The 20,921-nt window shown below is 60.5% G+C and carries 18 protein-coding genes; 12 read left to right on the top strand and 6 right to left on the bottom strand.

Annotated features, from left to right (window positions below):
- Window positions 1-18: 18 nt before the first annotated feature.
- From WC529_02310 to WC529_02345, 8 genes are all read left to right on the top strand, one after another.
- Window positions 19-1,143 carry a hypothetical protein gene (locus tag WC529_02310; GenBank protein ID MFA5113111.1) on the top strand — a complete coding sequence of 375 codons (1,125 nt, stop codon included), beginning with the start codon at window positions 19-21 and terminating at the stop codon, window positions 1,141-1,143.
- Window positions 1,144-1,168: 25 nt separating this feature from the next.
- On the top strand, window positions 1,169-1,981 hold the full coding sequence (locus WC529_02315) for a hypothetical protein (protein ID MFA5113112.1): 813 nt from the start codon (window positions 1,169-1,171) through the stop codon (window positions 1,979-1,981).
- Between the two features lie 85 nt (window positions 1,982-2,066).
- A complete protein-coding gene (locus tag WC529_02320) occupies window positions 2,067-2,423 on the top strand; it encodes a hypothetical protein (protein MFA5113113.1) in 357 nt (118 codons plus the stop codon).
- 1 nt (window position 2,424) lies between these two features.
- The gene (locus WC529_02325) at window positions 2,425-7,341 is read left to right on the top strand and encodes a translocation/assembly module TamB domain-containing protein (protein MFA5113114.1); all 4,917 of its coding nucleotides are present in this window, start codon (window positions 2,425-2,427) and stop codon (window positions 7,339-7,341) included.
- 47 nt (window positions 7,342-7,388) lie between these two features.
- Complete coding sequence (locus tag WC529_02330; protein MFA5113115.1) at window positions 7,389-9,068, top strand: BamA/TamA family outer membrane protein; 1,680 nt, start codon at window positions 7,389-7,391, stop codon at window positions 9,066-9,068.
- On the top strand, window positions 9,052-9,678 hold the full coding sequence (gene rsmG / locus WC529_02335) for a 16S rRNA (guanine(527)-N(7))-methyltransferase RsmG (GenBank protein MFA5113116.1): 627 nt from the start codon (window positions 9,052-9,054) through the stop codon (window positions 9,676-9,678). Before WC529_02330 ends, rsmG begins: the two co-directional genes overlap by 17 nt.
- A gap of 15 nt (window positions 9,679-9,693) precedes the next feature.
- The gene (locus WC529_02340) at window positions 9,694-10,461 is read left to right on the top strand and encodes an AAA family ATPase (protein MFA5113117.1); all 768 of its coding nucleotides are present in this window, start codon (window positions 9,694-9,696) and stop codon (window positions 10,459-10,461) included.
- Complete coding sequence (locus WC529_02345; GenBank protein MFA5113118.1) at window positions 10,448-11,425, top strand: ParB/RepB/Spo0J family partition protein; 978 nt, start codon at window positions 10,448-10,450, stop codon at window positions 11,423-11,425. Before WC529_02340 ends, WC529_02345 begins: the two co-directional genes overlap by 14 nt.
- Before the next feature lie 3 nt (window positions 11,426-11,428).
- On the opposite strand, the gene WC529_02350 is transcribed toward WC529_02345, so the two are convergent.
- The 4 genes from WC529_02350 to WC529_02365 are packed head-to-tail and all read right to left on the bottom strand — an operon-like array spanning window position 11,429 to window position 16,351.
- Window positions 11,429-12,691 carry an SLC13 family permease gene (locus WC529_02350; protein ID MFA5113119.1) on the bottom strand — a complete coding sequence of 421 codons (1,263 nt, stop codon included), beginning with the start codon at window positions 12,689-12,691 and terminating at the stop codon, window positions 11,429-11,431.
- Window positions 12,692-12,732: 41 nt separating this feature from the next.
- A complete protein-coding gene (locus WC529_02355; protein ID MFA5113120.1) occupies window positions 12,733-14,103 on the bottom strand; it encodes a serine/threonine-protein kinase in 1,371 nt (456 codons plus the stop codon).
- Complete coding sequence (locus WC529_02360) at window positions 14,103-15,440, bottom strand: hypothetical protein (GenBank protein ID MFA5113121.1); 1,338 nt, start codon at window positions 15,438-15,440, stop codon at window positions 14,103-14,105. Before WC529_02360 ends, WC529_02355 begins: the two co-directional genes overlap by 1 nt.
- 14 nt (window positions 15,441-15,454) lie before the next feature.
- Window positions 15,455-16,351, bottom strand: coding sequence for a hypothetical protein (locus WC529_02365; protein MFA5113122.1), 897 nt, complete (start codon window positions 16,349-16,351; stop codon window positions 15,455-15,457).
- Between the two features lie 83 nt (window positions 16,352-16,434).
- Between WC529_02365 and WC529_02370 the strand changes: the two genes are divergently transcribed.
- Genes WC529_02370 through WC529_02385 form a run of 4 tightly spaced genes read left to right on the top strand, consistent with a single transcriptional unit; the run spans window position 16,435 to window position 20,575 of the window.
- Complete coding sequence (locus tag WC529_02370) at window positions 16,435-17,772, top strand: DUF1015 domain-containing protein (protein ID MFA5113123.1); 1,338 nt, start codon at window positions 16,435-16,437, stop codon at window positions 17,770-17,772.
- Window positions 17,750-18,667: a Gfo/Idh/MocA family oxidoreductase gene (locus WC529_02375; GenBank protein MFA5113124.1), complete on the top strand. Its 918-nt coding sequence runs from the start codon at window positions 17,750-17,752 to the stop codon at window positions 18,665-18,667. Before WC529_02370 ends, WC529_02375 begins: the two co-directional genes overlap by 23 nt.
- 1 nt (window position 18,668) lies before the next feature.
- Window positions 18,669-19,748 (top strand): radical SAM protein, encoded by a 1,080-nt coding sequence (locus tag WC529_02380; GenBank protein ID MFA5113125.1) that lies wholly within the window; start codon window positions 18,669-18,671, stop codon window positions 19,746-19,748.
- Window positions 19,694-20,575: a glycosyltransferase family A protein gene (locus WC529_02385; GenBank protein MFA5113126.1), complete on the top strand. Its 882-nt coding sequence runs from the start codon at window positions 19,694-19,696 to the stop codon at window positions 20,573-20,575. The genes WC529_02380 and WC529_02385 overlap by 55 nt, the downstream gene beginning before the upstream one ends.
- On the opposite strand, the gene WC529_02390 is transcribed toward WC529_02385, so the two are convergent.
- Complete coding sequence (locus tag WC529_02390) at window positions 20,572-20,796, bottom strand: DUF3276 family protein (protein MFA5113127.1); 225 nt, start codon at window positions 20,794-20,796, stop codon at window positions 20,572-20,574. The genes WC529_02385 and WC529_02390 overlap by 4 nt on opposite strands.
- Window positions 20,797-20,919 carry a hypothetical protein gene (locus WC529_02395; protein ID MFA5113128.1) on the bottom strand — a complete coding sequence of 41 codons (123 nt, stop codon included), beginning with the start codon at window positions 20,917-20,919 and terminating at the stop codon, window positions 20,797-20,799. It lies immediately after the preceding gene.
- Between the last annotated feature and the right edge of the window lie 2 nt (window positions 20,920-20,921).

Here is a 20,921-nt window from a genome sequence, read left to right on the forward strand (position 1 = left end):
CTTAATAAGGGGGTACCTATGAAAAAGCTCATTGTTTCGGCCCTGTTCGCCTGCCTCGCTGTTTCCGCTGTTTTCGCCATGACCCTGCCGACCGGAGTCGGCGCCAAGTACGGCGCGATGGGCGGCGCGGGCGCCTCGATCGTTGATGACATCACCTGCGCCTATTACAACCCGGCCGCCATTGTCGAGACCGGCCGGATGGAGTTCAAGCTCGCCGCCGGCGCGGCCACCGAAGGGCTTAACGACATCATGTCCACGTTCGGCAATACCAGTAACCCGACCAAGTTCCTGGCCGACAACTGGAACAAGACCGCCAACATCAACGGCGGGCTCAACGCCTTTGTCGGGATCAACGTCGCCAAGATCGGGATCAGCGTCATCCCGCTCGCCAATCTGACCCTGGTCAAGCCGACCGCCGGCACTTTCGCCGGTTCCAGCCTGACCGCGATCGGGGCTTACGAGGGGATCCTGACCCTTGGCTATAGCTTAAAAACCCCCGGTTTGCCGATCGCTACGCTCGATCTGGGCGCCAACATCAAGTCGAGCAACCTGGTCGGCGGGTTCAGCAGCGCCACCGGCGCGACGACCGCCAGCGGCGGAGTGGCCACTCTCAATGGCGTTGGTTACGACCTGGGCGCCAAGGCCAGCATCAACACCGGCGTCATGCCGTTCAACTTCGCCCTGGTGCTCAGGGACCTGAGTACTTCGCTCAAGGGGAAGATTAAACCGCAGACCAGCACCTTTAACCCGGTCACCGGCGTGGTCACCACCGTTGACGGCGCGGAGACCGACGCCGGCGATACCACCGTCGCCCCGGCCACCGTCATCAGCGCTTCGACCACCATCCCGGTCGTCGGCCTTAAAGTCGCGCTTGATATCGACAGTATCGCCGAGAGCAAGCTGCTCGGCACCACCGTCGCCAGCGGCAGCCTGACCCACATCGGGCTTGAGTACCCGCTCCTCGGCGGGATCGTCGCCCTGCGCGCCGGCCAGGTCAGCGGCAAGTCCGGCGGAGCCGACGTCCAGCAGACCACCTTCGGCGCCGGCATCCAAATGGGCGCCAACCTCAATATCGCCATGATGACCGATGCCAAGAACAGCAAGAACAACTCGACCATGGTCGATCTTGGTTTTGCGTTCTAAGCAAATAAAACAGGAGGAAAAGAAAATGAAAAAGTTTTTGTTAGCGACCCTGGCCCTGACCCTGACCCTGACCGTTGTCTCTTTGACCGGCTGCAGTTCCACTTCGTCGTCCGGCACCGCGACCAGCTCCATCCCGGCCGAAGATATTGCCGTCTCGGTCGGTGTCGCCGCGAAGAACGCTCTGACGATCGATAACAGCATTCTCGGCGTGGTCACCGGCGCCGGCGTCAGATCGAGCGGCATTAAAGTGAACGAAGTCGAAGGGCTCGCTTACGCCGACGGTTGGTGGAGCGGGACCAGCAGCTACGCCTACACTTACACTTCCGAAGGGACGACTACCGTTTACACCTACTCTTACGCTTATAATTTCAAGGTCTGGAACGCGGCCGGCACCGAGCTGACCACGTTAGCCGCCCTGCGAGGGGTCGAGGAAGAGAGCGGTCTCAGTAAGATCTGGACCTACTCTACCTTCACCTACTCGATGGGTGATTCAACCTATACGTCATCTTACGGCAACAGCAAAGATGACCCGATCAAGTTCGAAGGGCTCGGCACCTCCACCCCCACCCTGAGCGGCACGATGAAGTACGCCGGCACGTACTTGACGACCACTTATTCCATGACCTTTACCTATGACGCTCTGGGGATGACGGCCAGCGGTTACCCGAACGGCTCGATCACCTATTCCGTCGCCGAAGGCGGCGCAACCACCGCTTCGGGCGGCATCACCTATAACGGGACCAATATTTGCACGGTCACCGTCACGTCCGGCGGGGTCACTTCGACCTTTACCTGCAATCTCGACACCGGCGCGGTAACAGCGGCTGGTTCCCGGTAACGGTCCCGGTTAATCGGTTTCTTCAAGGCGGCCCGCTTCGGCGGGCCGCCTTGCTTTTTATCCCTCCATCAGCTATATTTTTGCCATGTGGCAACAGGCGGGAACGCTCAGCATCGCGGCCTTCGGCGGCTCCCTGCTGATCCATTATCTGAAGAACTTCCTCCTGGGAGAAAAGCTCCCCCTGGCCTGGGATTGGGACGGCGTCCTGGAGCGGGGGGCGATCGCCTATTTTGTCGGCGCGTTGCCGCACTGGCCGATCCTGGTCGCCGGCGTTATCCTGCTCAAGACCATCTATCGATTGGCCGGCCTTGCCATCGCCGGCGGGATCAGCAAGCGGAACGAGCCGGGGGCGATCTACCAAAAAGTCACGTTGAAAGCCGAGCTCGGGCTTGACCTGATCCTCTCCCCCGCGTTCGCCATCCTGGTCGGGATAATCTTTTAGGATGCGGCCCTTCCGCTCCTTCTTTATCCTGTTCCTGCTGCTGCTGCTTTTCTCCCCGGCCGCGCAGGCTTTTTCCGTCAAGGAGTGGAGCGCCTCGCTCTACGGCTCGATCAAAGCCGAGGCGGAAAAGAGCTTTTCGGCCTCTTTCAACCGGCCGGTCAAGATCGAACGGGCCGGCGGCATTGTCATCGGCCGGATCGAGCTTTACGGCATGACCATTCCCGGTCTGGGTCGGGCTGATCAGGTCACTCTTTCATACAATCCGATCGAATACGCTTTGGCCAAGGGCGATATGATCAAGGCGCTGACCAGGATCACCGTGACCGGCGGCGATTTTCACGTCGTCCGGGATAAACGGGGAAAATGGAACATCCTTTCCCTGGTTCCGCAGGGAGACCAGCCGGAAAGCGCCCCGCCCCCGTTCGCCGGCCGGCTGGTCCTGCGCGATTGCCGCGTCCTCTACCACGATGAGATCGGTTTCCATTCGATACCAAAAAGTTTTTCCGTGTCAGCGGTCAAGGTCGCAGGTTCGGTCGACTTGAGAAAAAAGGCCAGGGTCAATTTCAACCTGTCCGCCCTCGTCCCGGAAAAGCTCAAAGCCAAGGGCTCATTCGACCAAAAGAGCGGCAAATTCGCGGTCCAGGTGACCGCGGAAAAACTGCCGGTCAAAAAATGGGTCAATTATGCCGTCCCGCTCCCCGGTTTAACGGCCCGGAACGGACTAGCCGACGTCATGATCGAGCTCGCCCCGGCCAAAACAAAGAACTGGCCGGTCGCGCTGACCGGCAAATTCACTTTTTATGACGCGGCGGCCGACTTCTGGCAATACGCGGCCGCCCAGGTCAACGGCAAGCTCTTCATGGCCGACGACAGCCTCGGCTTCACCAATCTTAAAGGGGAACTCGACACCCTGCCGGTCGTCGTCAACGGCCGGCTGTCCGATTTCGCCCAGCCGAAGCTCGACCTGACGGTCGACCTGGCCGGCGGCGAGCTGAACAAAGCGCTCGGCCTGGTCCCGCCGCTCAAGGAGCTCGACCTGCAAGGCCGGGGGGACGCCCAGCTCCAGATCACCGGCCCGCTTAGGGCGCCGCGCGTTGCCGCCCGGATCAAGGTCAACCAGGGGGCGCTTTACGGCCAAGCGTTCCGGGGGACCGTCTCCCTGGTCTTCCAGGACGCGCAGCTAACGGCGGCGGCCGACGCCTTGTCCGTCTATCAGGGCCTCTGCTCGCTCCGCTCCACCGTCAATTTGCGCGGCGGCGAACCAACGGTCAAACTGACCGGCAGTTTTAGCCGGTTCGATCTGGCGGCGCTTTCTCAGCGATCGCCGGGGATCGAAGGGCTTGCCTCCGGGACGATCGACCTGAACGGACCGCTCAGCGCGCTCTCCGGACAACTGACGGCCCGGCTCGACCGCGCGCTGGTTTTCGGCCAGCCGATGCAGTCGCTCCGCTCTTCTTTCCGGGTCAAGGCGGGCGAATTCTATCTTGACCAGTTGAAAGCGGAGAGCGGGAACGCCGGCTTCTCCGCCCAGGGAAAGATCTCCCGCCAACTGCAATTCTCGCTTTTCGCCGAAGCGGCCGGCCTGCAGCTGCGCGGCCGCGGGGCGGCCGGCAAAATGGCGGCCACCCTGAATAATTTCCGCGGCGAGCTGGGCTGGCGGCTTAACCCCGCCTTCCTCGCCTCCCCGCTCCAGCATTTGACCGCCAGCGGCGAAGTGGTGCTGACGAACGGCCGGATCGGCGAACAAACTTTCGATCTGGCCCGGGGCAAGATCGCGCTCGGCGGCGGCGCGATCAGGATCAGCGACGCTCTGCTCCAGAACGGCAGTTCGCGGCTCACGCTCTCCGGCGTGGCCGGCGGCGGCCAACCGACCAACCTGTATATTTCCGGCGAGGCCGTGAAGCTCGAAGAGCTGAAGCTGGTGAACCTGTTCCTGCCGGCCGAGCTGCGCGACCCGAGCGGCCACGCCTCGTTCGAGGTCGCGGTCACCGGGCAGCTCTCCCGGGAATCGGCATTAACCTCGTTCGATCCGTTGCTCGATCTCTCGTTGCGCGGCCGGATCAAGGTTTGGGACGGCCGGGTCGCCGAGGTCCCGATCAATTACGCCCAGGCCGATATCCGCTGGCAGGACCGCTCCCTGACGCTGGCCGACACCCTGTTGATCATGCCCCGCTCTTCCCTGCAGCTTGACCTGAAACGGGAAAGGGACGGCCGCCTGAGCGGCTTGCTGCAAGGGGTGACCGACCTGTCGCTCTTCCAGCGCCTGACGGCGAATTACGGCCGGATCCGCGGGACCGCCGGCTTCAGCCTGCAGTTCACCGGGGAAGCGGACGCGCCGGAGTTCTGCTCCGCGTTCTGGTTCAAGAATTTTTATTTGAACGAGCTTTACTTTGACCGGGTCGACGGCAGCGTCAGCTGGCGCGGCGGCCGGCTGACGGTCCTCGACCCGATCGTGCTGGCCGCCGGGACGGACCGTTATTCCCTGGACGGGGAATTTTCCCCCGCCCGCCTCGACCTTGATTTCCATGTCCTCCACGCCGACCTCGGCGCCGCTTATAACTTATACAGCAAAGTCCAGGCGGAATTCTTCCGGCGTTTTTCGCCGCCGACCGCACGGGGGAAAAAGACCATCAATCTGACCGGCTTCCGGCTCCCGGCCGCCGCGGCGTTCGCGGACAACGGCTCGATCCGGATGTACCAGGCGGAAGGGAACAAATATTTCCTGAAAAAGTTCGCGCTGATCAGGCAGGACTTTGAAAAGCAGCTCGCCAAATCCCCGGCGGAAAACCTCAGCGGCCTCCTGACCGGAGAAGCGCATCTGACCGGCAGCGCCGCGGAGCTGAGCGGCGACTTCCGGGCGGTCGTGAGCCGCGGTTCGCTGCGCCAATACCGGTTCGACGACCTGACGTTCGCGGCCGCCCTCCAGGAGCGGAAATTAAAGATCAGCCAGGCGCTGCTGCGCAAAAGCCCGGGGAATCTGACGGTCCGCGGCGAATACGACCTGGACAATAAGCTGTTCCTCCATATCGTCGCCAACGACCTGCCGGTCGACCTGCTGGAGCTGGCTTTCCCCGGCAAAAAGTACCGCGGCAACTTTAACATGAACGCCGGGATCGACGGGCCGCTCGAAAACCTGCGGCTCACCGTGGCCGCGGCCGGCAAAGGGCTCTCCCTGGCCGGTACCGACTACGACGAGATAACTTTTGCCGCCAGCAAACGCAATGACAAGTTTTACTTGCACGAGTTTTCCCTGCTCCAGGGCGGGCTCCTTTCCCGGGCGTACGGCTCCGTCAATTTAACGCCGCCGGGCGGGATCAGCCTGGAAGCCGATCTGCAGGGCAACTCGCTCGGCTTGCTCAACCTTTTTACCGACCAGGTTGAATGGCGTAAGGGGAGATCGACCGTCAAGCTGAACATGTCGGGCAGCTTTGAGCGGCCGACGATCAGCGGCCGCGCCACCATTAACGACGGCACCCTGTACGTCCGGGCGCTCGATTCCGAGCTGCACGACCTGCGGGGAACGGCCGAGATCGAAAGCAATCTGCTGACCATCCAAAGCTTGACCGGGATCTGGCAGGGGCGGCGGACCAGGGACCAGTCCAACCCGCTGGGCCTGGCCGGCACGATCGACCTCAGCCGGGTCCTGGCGGACAAAAGCGCGATCGATCTCGACCTGGAATTCAGCCCGACCAAGATCTACGCGGCTTTCCCCAACCTGTTCGTCGGCGTAATGGACATCAAGTCGCTGACGCTCGCCGGCCCGCTCTATTTTGATCTGAGCCAGGGACCGAAACTGACCGGCCGGGCGGCCGTCAATGACGCGGTCATCACCCTGGTCCAGAGCGGCCAGGGCGGTAAAGCGTTCCCGCTCGACCTCGACCTGGCCGTCGACCTGAACAAGAACGTTTATGCCGCCATGGGCGATGTGGCCACCTTGAACCTGAGCAACATTTTAATGAACCTCGAGATCGCCGGCCCCGGCCTGAAGATCAGCGGCAGCTTGGGCGAACCGATCATGCTGGGCAAGATCGACGTTAAACGCGGCACGGTCAATATCTTCAACCGGGAATTCATGCTCCTGAACGCCGAGCAGCAGAAAAAATATTACCCGTACGACGCGGATAAGGTCCAGGAAAACCGGGCCGTCTTCAAAGGGCGCGAGGGCGCGGCCGGGGCGATGCCCGATATCAATATCACGGCGAACGTCCAGGTAGAGAACCTCGAAAAGGACACCGAGGGAAAAACGGTCAATAAGCCGGTCAACGTCCTTGCCCGGCTCAGCGGGACGATGGGCGCCAAGGAACAAACCCTCGGGCTCAAGATCGCGCTGGCCGCCTTTACGGAGGACAAGAGCAAGTCGCCGCCCGAAATGGTCCCGGCCGCTTACAGCGAACAGGACCTCAAGGTCCTGCTCCTCCCCGACTTCATCAAGTCGCTCGCCGGGATCGGGCGGCAGGAAGGGGGCCAGAGCGAGCAGGTCGAAACCAACGCGATCGTCGCCGACTACCTGAGCAGCCGGGTCTCGACCATCCTCTTCCGCGGCGTGGAGCGGGAGATCGAATCGAAGCTCGGCCTGGAAAGCCTGACGCTGGAGTACAACTTCGGACCCAAGTTCCGGGAAGCGATGGGGGCGCGCGACATCAAGGGCTTTGACACCGAAAAGCCGGCCTGGAGCGTCGGCTTCGTCAAAGGGCTCTTTGACCGGCTTTACATCGATGTCCGCTATTCCCAGGCGATGGAACAGAACCCGTCGAGCGCCGGCAACGGGAGCGCGGCCGCCAACAGCTTTAACTACCAGTTAATGTATAAATTAACCCCGATTTGGTCTATAATATATTATCGGGAGCCGATAAGTATGCAGCAGATCTCGACCGGCTATTCCAAGCTCACTCTAAAAGCCGGTTTTTCTTTTTGGTAAGCAGGTTCGCGGGAACTTTTCGGCCTTGCGGCCTGTCTAAGGAATATATGCGCAAAAACAGGATACTGATAACGCTGCTCCTCGCCTTGCTGGTCGCGGCCGCCGCCTGGGCGGCGCCGGGCGACGAGGCGCTGTCGCCCAACATCACCGCGCTGGAGATCAGCGGCAACCAACAGGTGGCGACCAAGGACATCATGGACGTCGTCTTCACCCGCGTCGGCGACACCCTGTCGGAAGAAAAGATCAAAGGCGACCTGAAGGCGATCTACGCGCTCGGCTACTTTGCCGACGTTACCCCGTCGTTCGAGGCCGCCAGCGGCGGGACCCGGGTGATCTTCCGGGTGGTGGAAAACCCGGTCATCAGCGGCATCGTCTTTTCCGGCAACACCGTCTATTCTTCCGCCGAGCTGCTCGGCCTGCTCACCACCAAAAAAGGCGCCCTGCTCAATTACCAGAAAATGCAGAGCGACATCGACCAGATCAACAACAAATACAAAAAAGACGGCTACATGCTTGCCCGGGTCATCGACGTGGAGACCGATAAAAAGACGAACGTCCTCTCTTTCCAGATCATGGAAGGCCAGGTCGAAGCGATCACCCTCGACGGCAACGAGGGGACCAAGGATTACGTGATCCTGCGCGAGATGAAGACCAAGCCCGGCTCGGTCCTCAACGAGGAACTGCTCAAGAAAGACCTGCGCCGCATCTTCAACCTCGGCTTCTTCGCCGAAGTCACCCCCAATTTTGAGCCGGGGAGCACCAAGGACAAGATCGTCCTCCAGCTCAAGATCAAGGAGACGCGGACCAGCACCGTCAATTTCGGCGGCGGCTACGGCGAGCGCGAGGGGTGGTTCGGTTTTGTCGACCTGTCGATCAACAACCTGATGGGGACCGCGCAGGGGATACTGATCCGCGGCCAGGCCGGCCAGACGATGTCGACCTACCAGTTCAAATATTACAATCCGTGGTTCCTGGAGCAAAAACTGGGCGACCACGCCGCCCTGACCGCGCGCCGCTGGCTGACGATCGGCCGGGACATCATTCTCACCACCCAGGACGGGGTCTATAACGGGTTTGACGTTTCCATCGGCAAGCCGTTCCGGGACAATTATAACGTCACCTGGACGATCGGCAGCGAGAACGTCAGCCCTTACAACGCCGCCACGTTCGAGGCGTACCGCTCCGACACGATCGGGCTGAACATCGCCTTTGACACCCGCGATTTCTGGCTCAACCCCAAAGAGGGCCGCTATTACACCCTCGACCTGCGCCAGGGGTGGAAGCACACCGGCGGGACGACCAGCTTCACTAAGGTCGGCATCGACCTGAACCAGTATTTTCCGCTCTTTGACAACCAGGTCGCCGCCTTCCACGTCGGGACCGGGATCGGCTACGGCGACGTCCCGATCGGCGATCTTTACTGGATCGGCGGCGCCAACACCGTCCGCGGCTTCTATCCGTCCGAAGCGCGGATCGGCAAGAAAAAGCTGATCGCCAACGCGGAGTACCGCCTGAACTTCTCCGACATGTTCCAGGGCGTGTTTTTCTACGACTGGGGTAACGCCTGGGACGTCGGTCCCGCCGATTACGGCTCGTTCATCTCCGGCTGGGGCCCCGGGATCAGGATCAACACCCCGCTCGGCCCGATCCGCCTCGACTGGGGCGTCCCGGGCGGCAAAGCCTTCGGTGAAGGCATTATGCATTTCTCCATTGGACAAGCTTTTTGACCTCTATCTGAACGAGTTGGTCGAGTGGAACAAGAAGTTCAACCTCACGGCCATCACCGAGCCTGAAGCGATAAAAGAAAAGCACTTCGCCGATTCCCTGCTGCTGCTTGAACATCTCCCGCTCACTAACGAATCCGTGGTCGACGTCGGCGCCGGCGCCGGTTTCCCCGGCATTCCGCTGAAGATCGCCCGCCCCGGCCTCAAACTGACCCTGCTCGAGGCGACCAAAAAGAAGGTCGGCTTTCTTGACCATCTCATCAAAACGCTCGGCCTGGCCGGGGCGGAGGCGGTCTGGGCCCGCGCCGAGGATTACGCCGGCACCCACCGGGAAAGTTTTGACCTGGCGGTCGCCCGGGCGGTCGCCGACCTGCGCGTCCTCGCGGAACTCTGCCTGCCGCTGGTCAAGGTCGGCGGCGCCTTTGCGGCCTGGAAAGAAGTGGCGATCGAGCCGGAGGTCGAATCGGCCCAAAAGGCGGTCGCGCTCCTCGGCGGCGAAATCAGCGCCGTTATAAAACACCCCCGGCGCTCTCTCTTGATCATCAAGAAAGTCCGCCCGACCCCACCCCAATACCCGCGCCGCCCCGGCGTGGCAAAAAAACAACCCCTGTGATATAATGGCCGGGTTATGGCGACGACCTACGCGGTAGTCAACCAAAAAGGCGGAGTCGGCAAAACGACTACCACCGTCAACCTGGCAGCATACCTCGCGACCTTCGGCAAAAAAGTCCTGCTGGTCGACATCGACCCCCAGAGCAATGCCAGCGTCGGGCTGGGCGTGGACCGGACCCAGATCAAGGACTGCCTCTACAGCGTCCTGATCGAAGGGACCGATCCGCAGGAAGTGATCATCAAGTCGAACATTGCCAATCTCGACGTCCTCCCCTCCACCCCGCGCCTGGCCGGCGCCGAAGTCGAGCTGGTCGCCGTGGAACCGCGGGAAACCCGGCTGAAGAGCTCGCTCGGCTCGATCCAGCAGAACTACGATATCGTGGTGATCGATTGCCCGCCGTCGCTCTCGCTCCTGACGGTCAACGCCCTGACCGCCGCCAACGAAGTGATCATCCCGATCCAGTGCGAGTATTACGCGCTCGAAGGGATCAGCCAGCTGACCCACACGCTCGAGCTGGTCCGCGAAAGCCTGAACCCCAGCCTAAAGATCCGCGGGATCGTTTTGACGATGTTCGACCCGCGCACCCTCCTCTCTTCCCAGGTCGCCGAAGAAGCCCGGAAATACTTCGGCAGCAAGGTCTTTAAGACCGTCATCCCGCGCAACGTCCGCCTGGCGGAAGCGCCCAGCTTCGGCCAGCCGATCATCTTCTACGACCCCGGGAGCAAAGGGGCCGAAGCTTACGAAAATCTTTGTCGGGAGGTGTTGGATGATGGCAGGATCTAGCAACAGCGGCGCGAATAAAAGGGGTTTAGGCAAGGGCTTGGGGGCGCTGATCCCCCAGCAATCGGTCTTTGTCGGCGGCCGGACGATCGTTAACGTCGACATCAACAGCGTGGTCGCCAATCCCCGGCAGCCCCGCACCGTTTTCACCAAAGAGGCGCTCCATGACCTGGCCGAATCGATCAAGGCCCAGGGAGTGATCGAGCCGATCCTGACCCGGATGCGCGACGGCAAGTACGAACTGATCGCCGGCGAGCGCCGGCTCCGGGCGGCGAAAATGGCCGGGATCGCCGTGATCCCCGCCATCGTCAAGGACTTTACCGACCAGCAATCGTTGGAGATCTCGCTGATCGAAAATCTGCAGCGGGAAGACCTGAACCCGATGGACGAGTCGGAAGGCTACGCGCGGCTCGCGTCGGAGTTCGGCCTGACCCAGGAGAACATCGCCAAGCGGGTCGGCAAGGACCGTTCGACCGTCGCCAACATGGTCCGCCTCCTCTCCCTCCCCAAACAGGTGAAAGACAGCCTGCGCAAGGGGGAGATCACCGTCGGCCACGCCCGGCCGCTCCTGTCGCTGGAGGACGCCGACAAGCAGATCCACTTTTGGAAAGAGATCGTTAAGGGGAACCTGAACGTCCGCGACGCCGAGATCCTGGTCACCGGCAAGGAGACCAAGGCCAAAGCGAAAAAAGGCGGACGGAAGCGGGCTTACACGACCAACACCGAGCTGAACGCGCTGGTCGAGCAGCTGACCGAGCAGCTGGCGACCAAGGTCAAGATCTTCGGCACGCCGGACCGGGGGAAGATCGAGATCGAGTATTATTCCAAGGAAGACCTGGAGCGGGTGCTGGAGCTGATCACCGGCGGCAAGATGAAGCGGCCGGAAAGCGAGCTCGCCCCGGCGCCGCACATCGCGGCCATTCCTCAGGCCAATCCGACGCCGCAACCGCCGCCGCCGGTCTTTTAACCGTCAGCGCCAGACGAACCAGAGAAAGAGCGACGCGGCCGTTACCGCCACAAGCGTGAACGGCAAACCGATGCGGGCGAACTCGCCGAAGCTAACCTGATGGCCTTCTTCTTTTAAGAGACCGCAAGCGACGATGTTGGCGGACGCGCCGATCGGCGTGATATTCCCGCCCAGGCTCGCTCCGATCAGCAGGCCGAAAAGGAGCAGCGACGGTTCGATCCCCAGCTTGGCGGAAAGCGTAACGGCGACCGGCAACATTGCCGCCAGGAACGGAACGTTATCGACGAACGCCGAGATAACGACCGAGACAACAACGATCGTAATAAAACCGAGCAGGACATTACTGCCGACCAGAGCGGCCAGCTGAGAGGCAAAGATATCGAGCCAGCCGGCCAGCGTCAGGCTGCCGACCAGGACGAACACCCCAACCAGGAACAAGGTCGTGTCCCAATCCAGTTTAACGATCTCCCGGAAGAACGGAGTCTTTTGCGTTGCCACTTTCCAGAGCAGGGAGACCAGGCCGAACATGAGGCAGATCGTGCCGGCCGCTCCCTCGAACGGGATAAAAGAGCTGAGCGCCAGACAGATCACCAGCGCGGCCAGCAGCCCGGTCGGGAATAACGACTTGATCTTTTCGACCCGGACCAGCGCGGTCTTTGCCCGCTGCTGCCGGAAGAAATAATAGAGGACAAAGAACGAAGCGAGCGCCCCCAGTTCGACGGCAAAGAAAATGCTCGGCTTTCCGTGATAAAAAAAGAAGTCCCAGAAGGTCATTTTGGCAAAACCGCCGAGCAGCATGCTGGGGGGGTCGCCGATCAGGGTGGACGTCCCCTGCAGGTTGCTGGAAACGGCGATGGCGATCATCATGTTGACCGGGTTGATCTGCAATTTTTTCGCCAGCGCCAGGGCGATCGGCGCCACGATCAAAACGGTCGCCACGTTCTCGACAAAAGCGGAAATAAAGCCGGTCAACAAGCAGATGAGCAGGATCGCCCAGCCGGTATTTTTCGCCCGGTCGACGATCAGCTCGGCCAGGTGGGCCGGCACCCTGCTCTCCATGAAAATATCGGCCACGGCCAGGGTCCCGACAAAGATCCCCATCACGTTCCAGTTGACCGCCCAAAACGCCTGTTCCGGGGTCAGCGCGCGGCCCAGCAGCAGCACGGCTGATGCCGATAAGGCCAACATCGTCCGGTGCTTGGGGAAAAAGACAAAGAGCGCGTAGGTCAGGAGGAAAATGATCAGGACCGCGATCGGCGTCGTCATGATGGGGCAATTATAGCATAATGTCGGCGGAACGGCCGCTCTCAGTGCTTGGGCCGGGGAGCGACCGCGGTCGTTTCGGTCCCCAGATCGATGCTCTCCAGGGCGCGGACGCAGTCTTCCCAGCTGGCAAAGCGGTCATCCCGCGCCTTGGCCAGCATTTTATCAACTGTTCGCGCCAGGCCGACCGGGATTCCCGGGATCTCGCTCAGATCGCGCGGCTTTTCGCTCAAGACCTTGGAAAAATAGCCGACCAGCGCCTGGTTATCGTCCAGGCCGCCGGCGCTTTCCCCGAACGGCAGTTTGCCGGCCAGCATTTCGTAAAGGATAACGCCGAGCGAGTATTGGTCGGTCCGCCAGTCGATATCTTCGCCCCGCACCTGCTCGGGCGACATGTATTCCGGCGTCCCTTTGACTTCGCCGAACAGGGTCAGGTTGGCGGTCTCCCGCTTCCCGCTCCGGTCGACCGTTTTGGCCAGGCCGAAGTCGGCGATCTTGATCGTTTCGCTCCCCGGCGCGGTCTCGTCCGGTACCACGAAAATATTGTCCGGCTTCAGGTCGCGATGAACGATCCCCTTGTAGCCGACGAACCAGAGCGTGTTGGCGATATCGATCGCCAGTTTGGCCGCCTTACCGGCCGGCAACGCCCCTCTCTCCAGATGACGGGATAAAGTCTCCCCGTTGATGAACTCCATTTCAATGTAGGGGATCTCGACCGGCATTCCCTGGTCGGCGCCCAGCCGCTGGTACTCTTCGATCCCCGTCCGGCCAAGCAGGTCGAGATAGATCTCGCGGCTCATGTGCGACAGCTTGAAAAAGCGGACGATATTCGGGTGGTTCAGGTCGAGCATCGCCCTGGCTTCCCGCCCCTTGAACTGGGCGAGCAGGACCGCGTTGTTCAGCAGGTCCGGCCGGGGGATCTTAAAGACCCAATGGCGGTCAAGATCGAGGTTCTTGACCAGCAGGGCGACCGCCATCCCGCCGATGCCAAGCGTACTCTTGTAAACGTTATGGCCGTCGAACGGCTTTTCCTGGATCTCTTCGTCCTCGATCCCCAGTTCGCGCAGTTTCCCGAGGAGCGAAGAGCGCTCGCGATGCAGCTCGTTGACCTGCTCGGCTTTTTCCGCCACCTGCCGGTCGAGCGCCGCGTTGCGGAAACTTTTGCCGAGACCCCAAGAGAGCAGCGAACTGCCGCTCCCGGTCAACAGCGAATACAGGACCAGCCCGCCAACGGTGGCCGCGCCGGGCGCCGTCAAAAAGAGCGCCGCGGTCACGCCGATCGTGGAAACGGGGAAAATATACTTTAAGGCCGTTCCCAGTTTTCTGAGGCCGGCGCGTTCCGCCGTCCGCGCGTCGATCCGGCGGATCGGGTGCAGCCAGGAGTGGACGGCCGGTTTTGGGGAGCTGACCGCCATTAAAACCCTCCCTGACGGAGCGGCTGGGGAGCTAGGATATCGCCCTGCAGCGACAGGACTAAACCGAGGTTAACGGCCGCCGCCTGCTGGTCGACGTTATAGACCGCGCCGGCCGAGAGGCCGAGGAGCAGGTCCGCTCCCCAGAACGAGACCGGCGAATAGTTCAGGCCGAGCGTCCCCGCCACCTGTGAAGAATTAATGTAACTGTAGTCGACTTCCCCGCTCAGGCTGATATCGTAGTCCTGCCAGGTATAGGTGGACCGGACCCCGCCGTAACCACCAAAGGTCGTGCCGGCAATGCCGCCGCCGTAAAGACCGAGCAGGCGGTCGAAGATCGCCGCGCCGACGCCGAGCGCGCCGAGATGTTCGCTGTTATTGTTGAGCAGATCGTTGAGCCAAAGGTACCCTCCCTGGAAGGTCAACTCCACCGTTCTCCAGCCGAGCATGAGGCTGGCCGTCGCCTGGTCCTGGGTGAAGCGGGAGGTAAAACCATTGTCGACGTTGACCAGCCCGGCATAATCCAACTGGACTGTTTTGAGCGTTCCCGGGAAATTGAACGCCAGCGTCGCCCGGTCGTGCAGCGCCGGACCAGCTTCGACCGCGGCGTTCTCGTCGCCGGCGACCAAAAAGCTATAAGACGGTATTGCGCTGACGCCGTAAGCGAACGACATCCCGCTGGCCGGCGCGACCGGCTCCGGCTGCGGATTAACCACGACCGGCGGCACGATCGGCTGAGCAATAACCGGCGCTTCGGTCCTGACCCCGGCCTGGCAGCGGTCGGCGATCAGCCGGTTAAGCCCGGCTTCGTTCAATTGATCCTGGGGGATGGTTAACTCTTCCGCCAGCTTCGCGGTCAGGAAATTGACCGCGTTCAGCGTCTTTTTTACCCCGGCATCGCCCTGGTCGGCTTCGGCCGCGATCAGCCGGTCGAGGGTCTGCGTGGAGAGAGAGAGGGCGCTCAGCTTATCCATTGCCGTCCGCAGCAAGCCGAGCCGCGCGATGGCCCGCTGCCGGTCGGCCAGTGGCAAGCCGCTGCACTGGTCGTCGGTGCAAACGCTCTGCAAGGCGCTGAAATATTTTTCGAGCGCCGTCGCCCCGGTCGCCGCCGCCATCGCCTGGCTGATCTTAATGGCGGAATTGGTGGAGAACCGTTCAATAGCCGATAAGGAGGCGTCGAGGTCGCTTAAGATCTGTCCGGCCGCTAAAAGAACGGCCAGATCGTTCAACTGTCCGATTGCCGCTCCGCTTTGCGCCGTGATCCCGGCCGGATCATTGACCACCAAACCGCCCCGGGAGCGGCAAACACTGGCGACATCGAGCTGTACCCCGTTGATCATTATATTATCCTCCGTTACAGATTTCTTAAATACGCGTCAAGCGCCCGTTTGGCGCTGGTGCGGGCGCTGTTCAGCGCCTGGGTCGCGTCCTGGACCGCCTGAAGCTCGGTCGCTTCGCGCGCCGACTGGGCTTGGTTGCGCGCCTGTCTTAAAGTGCCGGCCCGGGCCCTCATTTGGTCGTCATTGGTCGACTCCAAATCTCTGATCACGCTGGTCGCCCGGCCGATCGCCTGTTCCAGCTGTTTTTTCGCTTCCGCCATTTCGGTGCCGGCCTCCACTGCCGCCGGCGCCTGGACAACGTCCTCGGCCGGAGGCGTAATGTCCGGAGCGTTGGCGTCAACTTGCGGCTGAGGCGGCGGCACGACCGGCGGTTGTTCGGCCGGGACGGCCGGCGCCGGTACCGGGACAGGAACCGGCGTTGGCGTCGTTGTCGCTGGCGGCGCCGGGCAGATCGCCGGGCTAGACGTCTGCGGGAGGAAAATCTCCGTGTCGTTATAAAGGAAAAGGAGGAGCCGGTGGTCGACCCCGACCGGGCTGTTACTGTCGTAAGTGATGACGCCGTTGACGCCGTTATCCAGGTGGTCGACGTTCGCCGTCACCAGCGCCTGGCGGGTGGCATTGACTTGCTCGGCGGTCGGCTCCGCGATGCCGCAATACTGCCGCAAGACCTGATCGGCGGCCTTCCCCCAATCGTTCCGCGCTTCACCGGTCAGGTAGAAATGGACGCCGGGCGGCACCTGGTCGTTATGCCCCTGGTCAAGCGAGCAGCCGGTAGCCGCGGGGGCCGGAGTGGTAAAAATATCAGTAATGTAATCCCAAAGCGACCCGTCGGCGGATTTGGCCGCGTTCTGCGCCGTTACGTTTTTTGCCGTAATTTGAGCTATTTTTGAGATCAGATTGCTAATGATCATATGCCTCTTGTTTATCGGGCCGGCTTTGCTGAAATTTCACCCGACTTGGCGGTTATTTGCCTATATGCTATAATGCCGGATATATGGTCAGGGTTTTTCCCTTTCGTGGGATCATTTATAACAAGAAAAAGCTCAAGAACCTCTCGAAAGTCATGTCCCCACCCTATGACGTTATCTCCCCGGAGGAGCAGGACGAGCTCTATCGGCTTAACAATTTCAACTTTATCCGGCTGATCCTCGGCAAGGAGTTCCCGGGCGATAACGAATATAACAACCGCTATGTCCGGGCCGCCGCGTTCCTCGACGGCTGGTCCCGGCACAAGATCTTCCTCCAGGACGATAAACCGGCTTTTTACGCCTACGAGCAGAAATTCTCCTGCCAGGGGCGCAAATTCGTCCGCCTCGGCTTTTTCGGGATCATCCGCCTGGAAGATATCGGCCGGGGGAAAGTCTACCCGCACGAAGAGACCTATCCCAAAGCGAAGCTCGACCGGCTGCAGCTGATGCGCGCCACCAACGCCAACCTCGATTCGGTCTTCGCCTTCTATTCGGACAAGAAGGACAAGCTCAGCAAGGCCTTGAAACAATTCACGAAAAAGACCCCGACGATCGAGGCCAAGGACCGGGACGGGGTCACGCACCGCCTCTGGCGGATCGACAAGAAACCGGCGCTCGCCAAGATCGTGCAGGAGATGAAGGACAAGGCGGTGTTCATCGCGGACGGGCACCATCGCTACGAAGCGGCGATCCGCTTCAAGAACGAGCTGAAAACGCGCAACACGAAGTTCACCGAGGAGGAAGCGTATAACCACGTCCTGATGTACTTTACGCCGGTCGAGGGGAAAGGCCTGGTCGTCCTGCCGATCCACCGGGCGGTCAGCAATCTCGAATATTACGATCCGATCCGCTTTGAGGAAGACCTGAAGCAATACTTTACGGTCACCCCTTACCCCGCCACAAAAAAGACCGCCGAAAATGTCCGCAAGAAACTGCTCAAGGACATGGCCAAAGCCGCGGACAAGCACGTCCTGGGCCTGTACCTCGGCAATTACCGCTATTACCTGCTGACCTTGCGCGATGAAGCGATCGTGGAAGAGATGGTCGCCGAAGAGAAACCGGCCGCCTGGAAAAAGCTCGACGTCAACATCCTCCATTACGCGGTGTTCGACCGGCTGCTGAACATCGCCCAGGAGACCGAAGACAAGGTCACCTATTTCAAGAAGGAAGAGGACGCGATCAAGGCCGTTGACGCCAAAGGGGCGATCATGGCCATCCTGATGAACCCGACCAGGATCGAAGAGATCATCGCCGTCGCCAGCGACCTGGAAAAGATGCCGCACAAGTCGACTTACTTCTACCCCAAGCTCCTGTCCGGCCTGGTCGTCAACCGCTTCGAGCATGGGGATAAAGTCAAACCTTAAGGGGCCTTGCCTCGGCCTGATCGGCTGCGGGAACTGGGGCCGGAATATTTTAAGGGACCTGATCAAACTAGAATGCGAAACACAGGTCGTGGACCCCGACCCCGCCGCCCGGGACCTTGCCGCCGAGCTGGGCGCGCTCCGGGCCTATTCCAGCGTAAGTGAGCTGCCGGCCTGTGACGGCTATGTCGTCGCCGTTCCGATCCCCGACCTGACAAAAGAATGCGCCCGCTTATTGCCGCAGAAAAAGCCGATCTTCGCGGAAAAGACCCTCTGTCTCTCCCTGGCCGATTACGCTCGGCTAAAAAGCCTCGGCGGCGCCGGATATATCTTCGCGATGCACAAATGGCATTATCATCCCGGGATCGAGGCTTTGCGGCTGATCGCGCGGTCGGACCGGATCGGGCGGCTCGAGGAGCTTTGCCTGACCAGGCATGCCTGGGTAAATGATTTCCACGGCGGCGATGTTTTCTGGACCCAGTCCGTCCACGACCTGACCATTATCAAGCATATCCTGGGCGCTATTCCGGCAGAGATCAGAGCGATCAAGGTTATCAAAGACAACACCGGGCTCCCGGTTAGTCTTACCGCCATGCTTGGGCATGATCCCGCGGTTACCTTGAATGTCAGCGGCCGGCACTGCAATAAGGTCAGCGGGGTCAGCCTCCATGGCCAGAAAGGGTCCGCTGAACTTTATGATGCTTACGATGACCACCTGACGGTCAGGAATGCCAAGGGCGAAGAAAAGGTCCCGATCGACACCGCTTACCCGCTTTACCTGGAACTGCAGGAATTCGTCGCCTATCTGCAGGGCGGGCCCGCGCCGCGCTGCGACCTGGAAAGCGCCAAAGAAGTCACGCAAGCGATCCTGAATCTGCGGAAAAAGGCAGGTTTATGAGATGAAACACCATGGCAAGATCTTCGCCCCCTCCAAGGTAGGGATTGATCATCATAAAATAGAAGCGTACCTGAACAATGAACGGATATTCCCGACCACCATGGAAATGGACCTGACGCAGTTGTGTTCCCGCGACTGCCCTGCCTGCCCCTACTCAGCGTCCAAAAAGCCCGGGTTGACCTTGCAGCTCCCTTTTCTCGACAGGCTATTCGGGATACTGGGCCACAGAACTACTGGCTTAGTGTTGTCAGGGGGAGAGCCAACGATCGTCCCCCATTTTCCCGCAACGATCAAGCTGGCAAAAAAGAAAGGGTTCAAGCAGATCGCAATTATTTCCAACGGCGCCAACATCGACCGCCCCGAAGTGCAAGATGCCCTGCTGGAGCATGCGACCTCGATCCGCATTTCTCTCTATGATTGGCAGGAAGCGGACACCGAATCGCTTAGCAATACCCTGAAAAAGATCGCCGGGCTGCGCCGGCGCATCGACCGGGAAAAAAGCCCGCTGGAGCTCGGCGCCGCCATGCTGACCCGAAAAGCGTGGAACCACCGGTACGGCCCGGTCGGGGCCCAGGCGTTCGCCGCCGGTATAGACTGGCTCTATTTTCACCCGTTTTGCGTCGATTGGGAGGCGGGAACGCCGGTCCAGGACGATCAGTCCGGCACCCTGGAAGAGATCGCACGGCTGAAAACGGTCTGGCCGGAAAATTTTAACGTCCAGGTCCCCTTGGAACGTTATTCCCCTCTCCCCCTGAAGTTCGAGAAGCTGCACGGGTCTTATTTCCTGATCCAGGTCGGGGCGGACGGCGTCAATTACCTCGGCCCGGAATGCAAATACCAGAAAGAGGCCGCGCTGCTCGACTTGAACGACTATTTAGAAGATGATTTTTTATGGCATCCCAGCCGGCTCAGAAAGATCGAGGCGGCGAACAGCGATAATTACCCGTATATCGGGACCAAACACCGGCCGCCCATCTTCAGCGATTATATCCAGAAATTGATCGATACCCGCAAGGAGCACAAGGCATGGGATGGCTTGCAAGAATCGCCCAATACTTTCCAATACCCGGGCATTATTTAGAACTGAAGCCCGGCCCGGCCAGGGCAACCGTTATCATCCCGACCTACGGCGACGCCCTGTTTGCCCGCTGGGCAATAAAAAGCGTCCAACAACAGACGGTCCGCGACCTGGAGATCTGCGTCATCTGCGACGGCTCGCCCGACAAGATGGTCTCCCTCTTCCGGGAAATAGCGGACGATGACCCCCGCGTCAAAGTTTTCATTTTTCCGAAATCGCCAAGGACCGGGGAGTCTTACCGGGACGTCGTTATCAAGCAAACGACCGGCAAGATCATCTGTTATTGCAGCCACGATGACCTGTGGCTCCCCGCGCACGTCGCGGAAATGGAGCGCTCCCTGGCCGGTTGCCGTTTTACCCATTCCCTCCACGGCATTGTCGCCCCGCCCAAGAAAATCCGGGACAACAAAAATCTACTGATGGGGGTTTACTGGATAGACTTGAACGATCCCGCTATTGTCGAGCGGATGTTAAAGGGGGAAAATTTTTTCGGTTTAACCTTCGGCGCCCACACCAGAGACAGTTATTTCGGCTTAAAAGAAGGCTGGGTGACAACCCCGCCGCAGGAGATCGCGACCGATCTTTACATGTGGAAAAAACTCCTCGCCGCCTACGGAGGCGGATGTTCGACGGTCAGGAAATTCACCGCCCTGAACTTTCGCAGGTTCGACCGAGCCGACTGGTCGGAACGGGAGCGCGACGCCGAGCTGGAACGGTATTTTCACCGGCTGCGGGACAAGGGTTTTCTCCGCACGATCGCCCGCGTCGGCGCCGCTTTTAGGCCGCCGGGCGCCCCGGCGCCGGCCGGAGCGCCTTCGGCTAAGCGTTAAACCGCCACCGCGTAAGCATCCTGCAAAGCCGTGACGAAATCCGCCAGTTTTTCCGGGAATACCATGATATTGAACCGGTCGAACTTGTTCTTGTCCACCAGCCGGCTCTCCGTCACGGTCACGTACTTCTTCTCGTTCTCCGTCTGCCGGACCGAAATGAAATAGGTCCGCCTCCCAGCCTTAACCATCCGTTGGAACAACTCCTTTGTCCCTTCCTTCATTTAATTCACCTCCTCGTAACTAACGATCCGCTCGCGCAGCCAGTGCCAGCGCAGCCAGGTTTGCAATTCGTCTGACGGCATGTAAATTTCCCTGATGCTGTTGAACGGTAATTGATAAACCACCC

The sequence above is a fragment of the Candidatus Margulisiibacteriota bacterium genome (assembly GCA_041650855.1).
Classification (GTDB): domain Bacteria; phylum Margulisbacteria; class WOR-1; order O2-12-FULL-45-9; family XYB2-FULL-48-7; genus JALOPZ01.

Excerpts from the sequence above, each read along its gene's own strand:
- WC529_02310 (MFA5113111.1), top strand. The coding sequence starts at position 19 with ATGAAAAAGCTCATTGTTTCGGCCCTGTTCGCCTGCCTCGCTGTTTCC.
- WC529_02315 (MFA5113112.1), top strand. The coding sequence starts at position 1,169 with ATGAAAAAGTTTTTGTTAGCGACCCTGGCCCTGACCCTGACCCTGACC.
- WC529_02320 (MFA5113113.1), top strand. The coding sequence starts at position 2,067 with ATGTGGCAACAGGCGGGAACGCTCAGCATCGCGGCCTTCGGCGGCTCC.
- WC529_02325 (MFA5113114.1), top strand. The coding sequence starts at position 2,425 with ATGCGGCCCTTCCGCTCCTTCTTTATCCTGTTCCTGCTGCTGCTGCTT.
- WC529_02330 (MFA5113115.1), top strand. The coding sequence starts at position 7,389 with ATGCGCAAAAACAGGATACTGATAACGCTGCTCCTCGCCTTGCTGGTC.
- WC529_02340 (MFA5113117.1), top strand. The coding sequence starts at position 9,694 with ATGGCGACGACCTACGCGGTAGTCAACCAAAAAGGCGGAGTCGGCAAA.
- WC529_02345 (MFA5113118.1), top strand. The coding sequence starts at position 10,448 with ATGGCAGGATCTAGCAACAGCGGCGCGAATAAAAGGGGTTTAGGCAAG.
- WC529_02350 (MFA5113119.1), bottom strand. The coding sequence starts at position 12,691 with ATGACGACGCCGATCGCGGTCCTGATCATTTTCCTCCTGACCTACGCG.
- WC529_02355 (MFA5113120.1), bottom strand. The coding sequence starts at position 14,103 with ATGGCGGTCAGCTCCCCAAAACCGGCCGTCCACTCCTGGCTGCACCCG.
- WC529_02360 (MFA5113121.1), bottom strand. The coding sequence starts at position 15,440 with ATGATCAACGGGGTACAGCTCGATGTCGCCAGTGTTTGCCGCTCCCGG.
- WC529_02365 (MFA5113122.1), bottom strand. The coding sequence starts at position 16,351 with ATGATCATTAGCAATCTGATCTCAAAAATAGCTCAAATTACGGCAAAA.
- WC529_02370 (MFA5113123.1), top strand. The coding sequence starts at position 16,435 with ATGGTCAGGGTTTTTCCCTTTCGTGGGATCATTTATAACAAGAAAAAG.
- WC529_02375 (MFA5113124.1), top strand. The coding sequence starts at position 17,750 with ATGGGGATAAAGTCAAACCTTAAGGGGCCTTGCCTCGGCCTGATCGGC.
- WC529_02380 (MFA5113125.1), top strand. The coding sequence starts at position 18,669 with ATGAAACACCATGGCAAGATCTTCGCCCCCTCCAAGGTAGGGATTGAT.
- WC529_02385 (MFA5113126.1), top strand. The coding sequence starts at position 19,694 with ATGGGATGGCTTGCAAGAATCGCCCAATACTTTCCAATACCCGGGCAT.
- WC529_02390 (MFA5113127.1), bottom strand. The coding sequence starts at position 20,796 with ATGAAGGAAGGGACAAAGGAGTTGTTCCAACGGATGGTTAAGGCTGGG.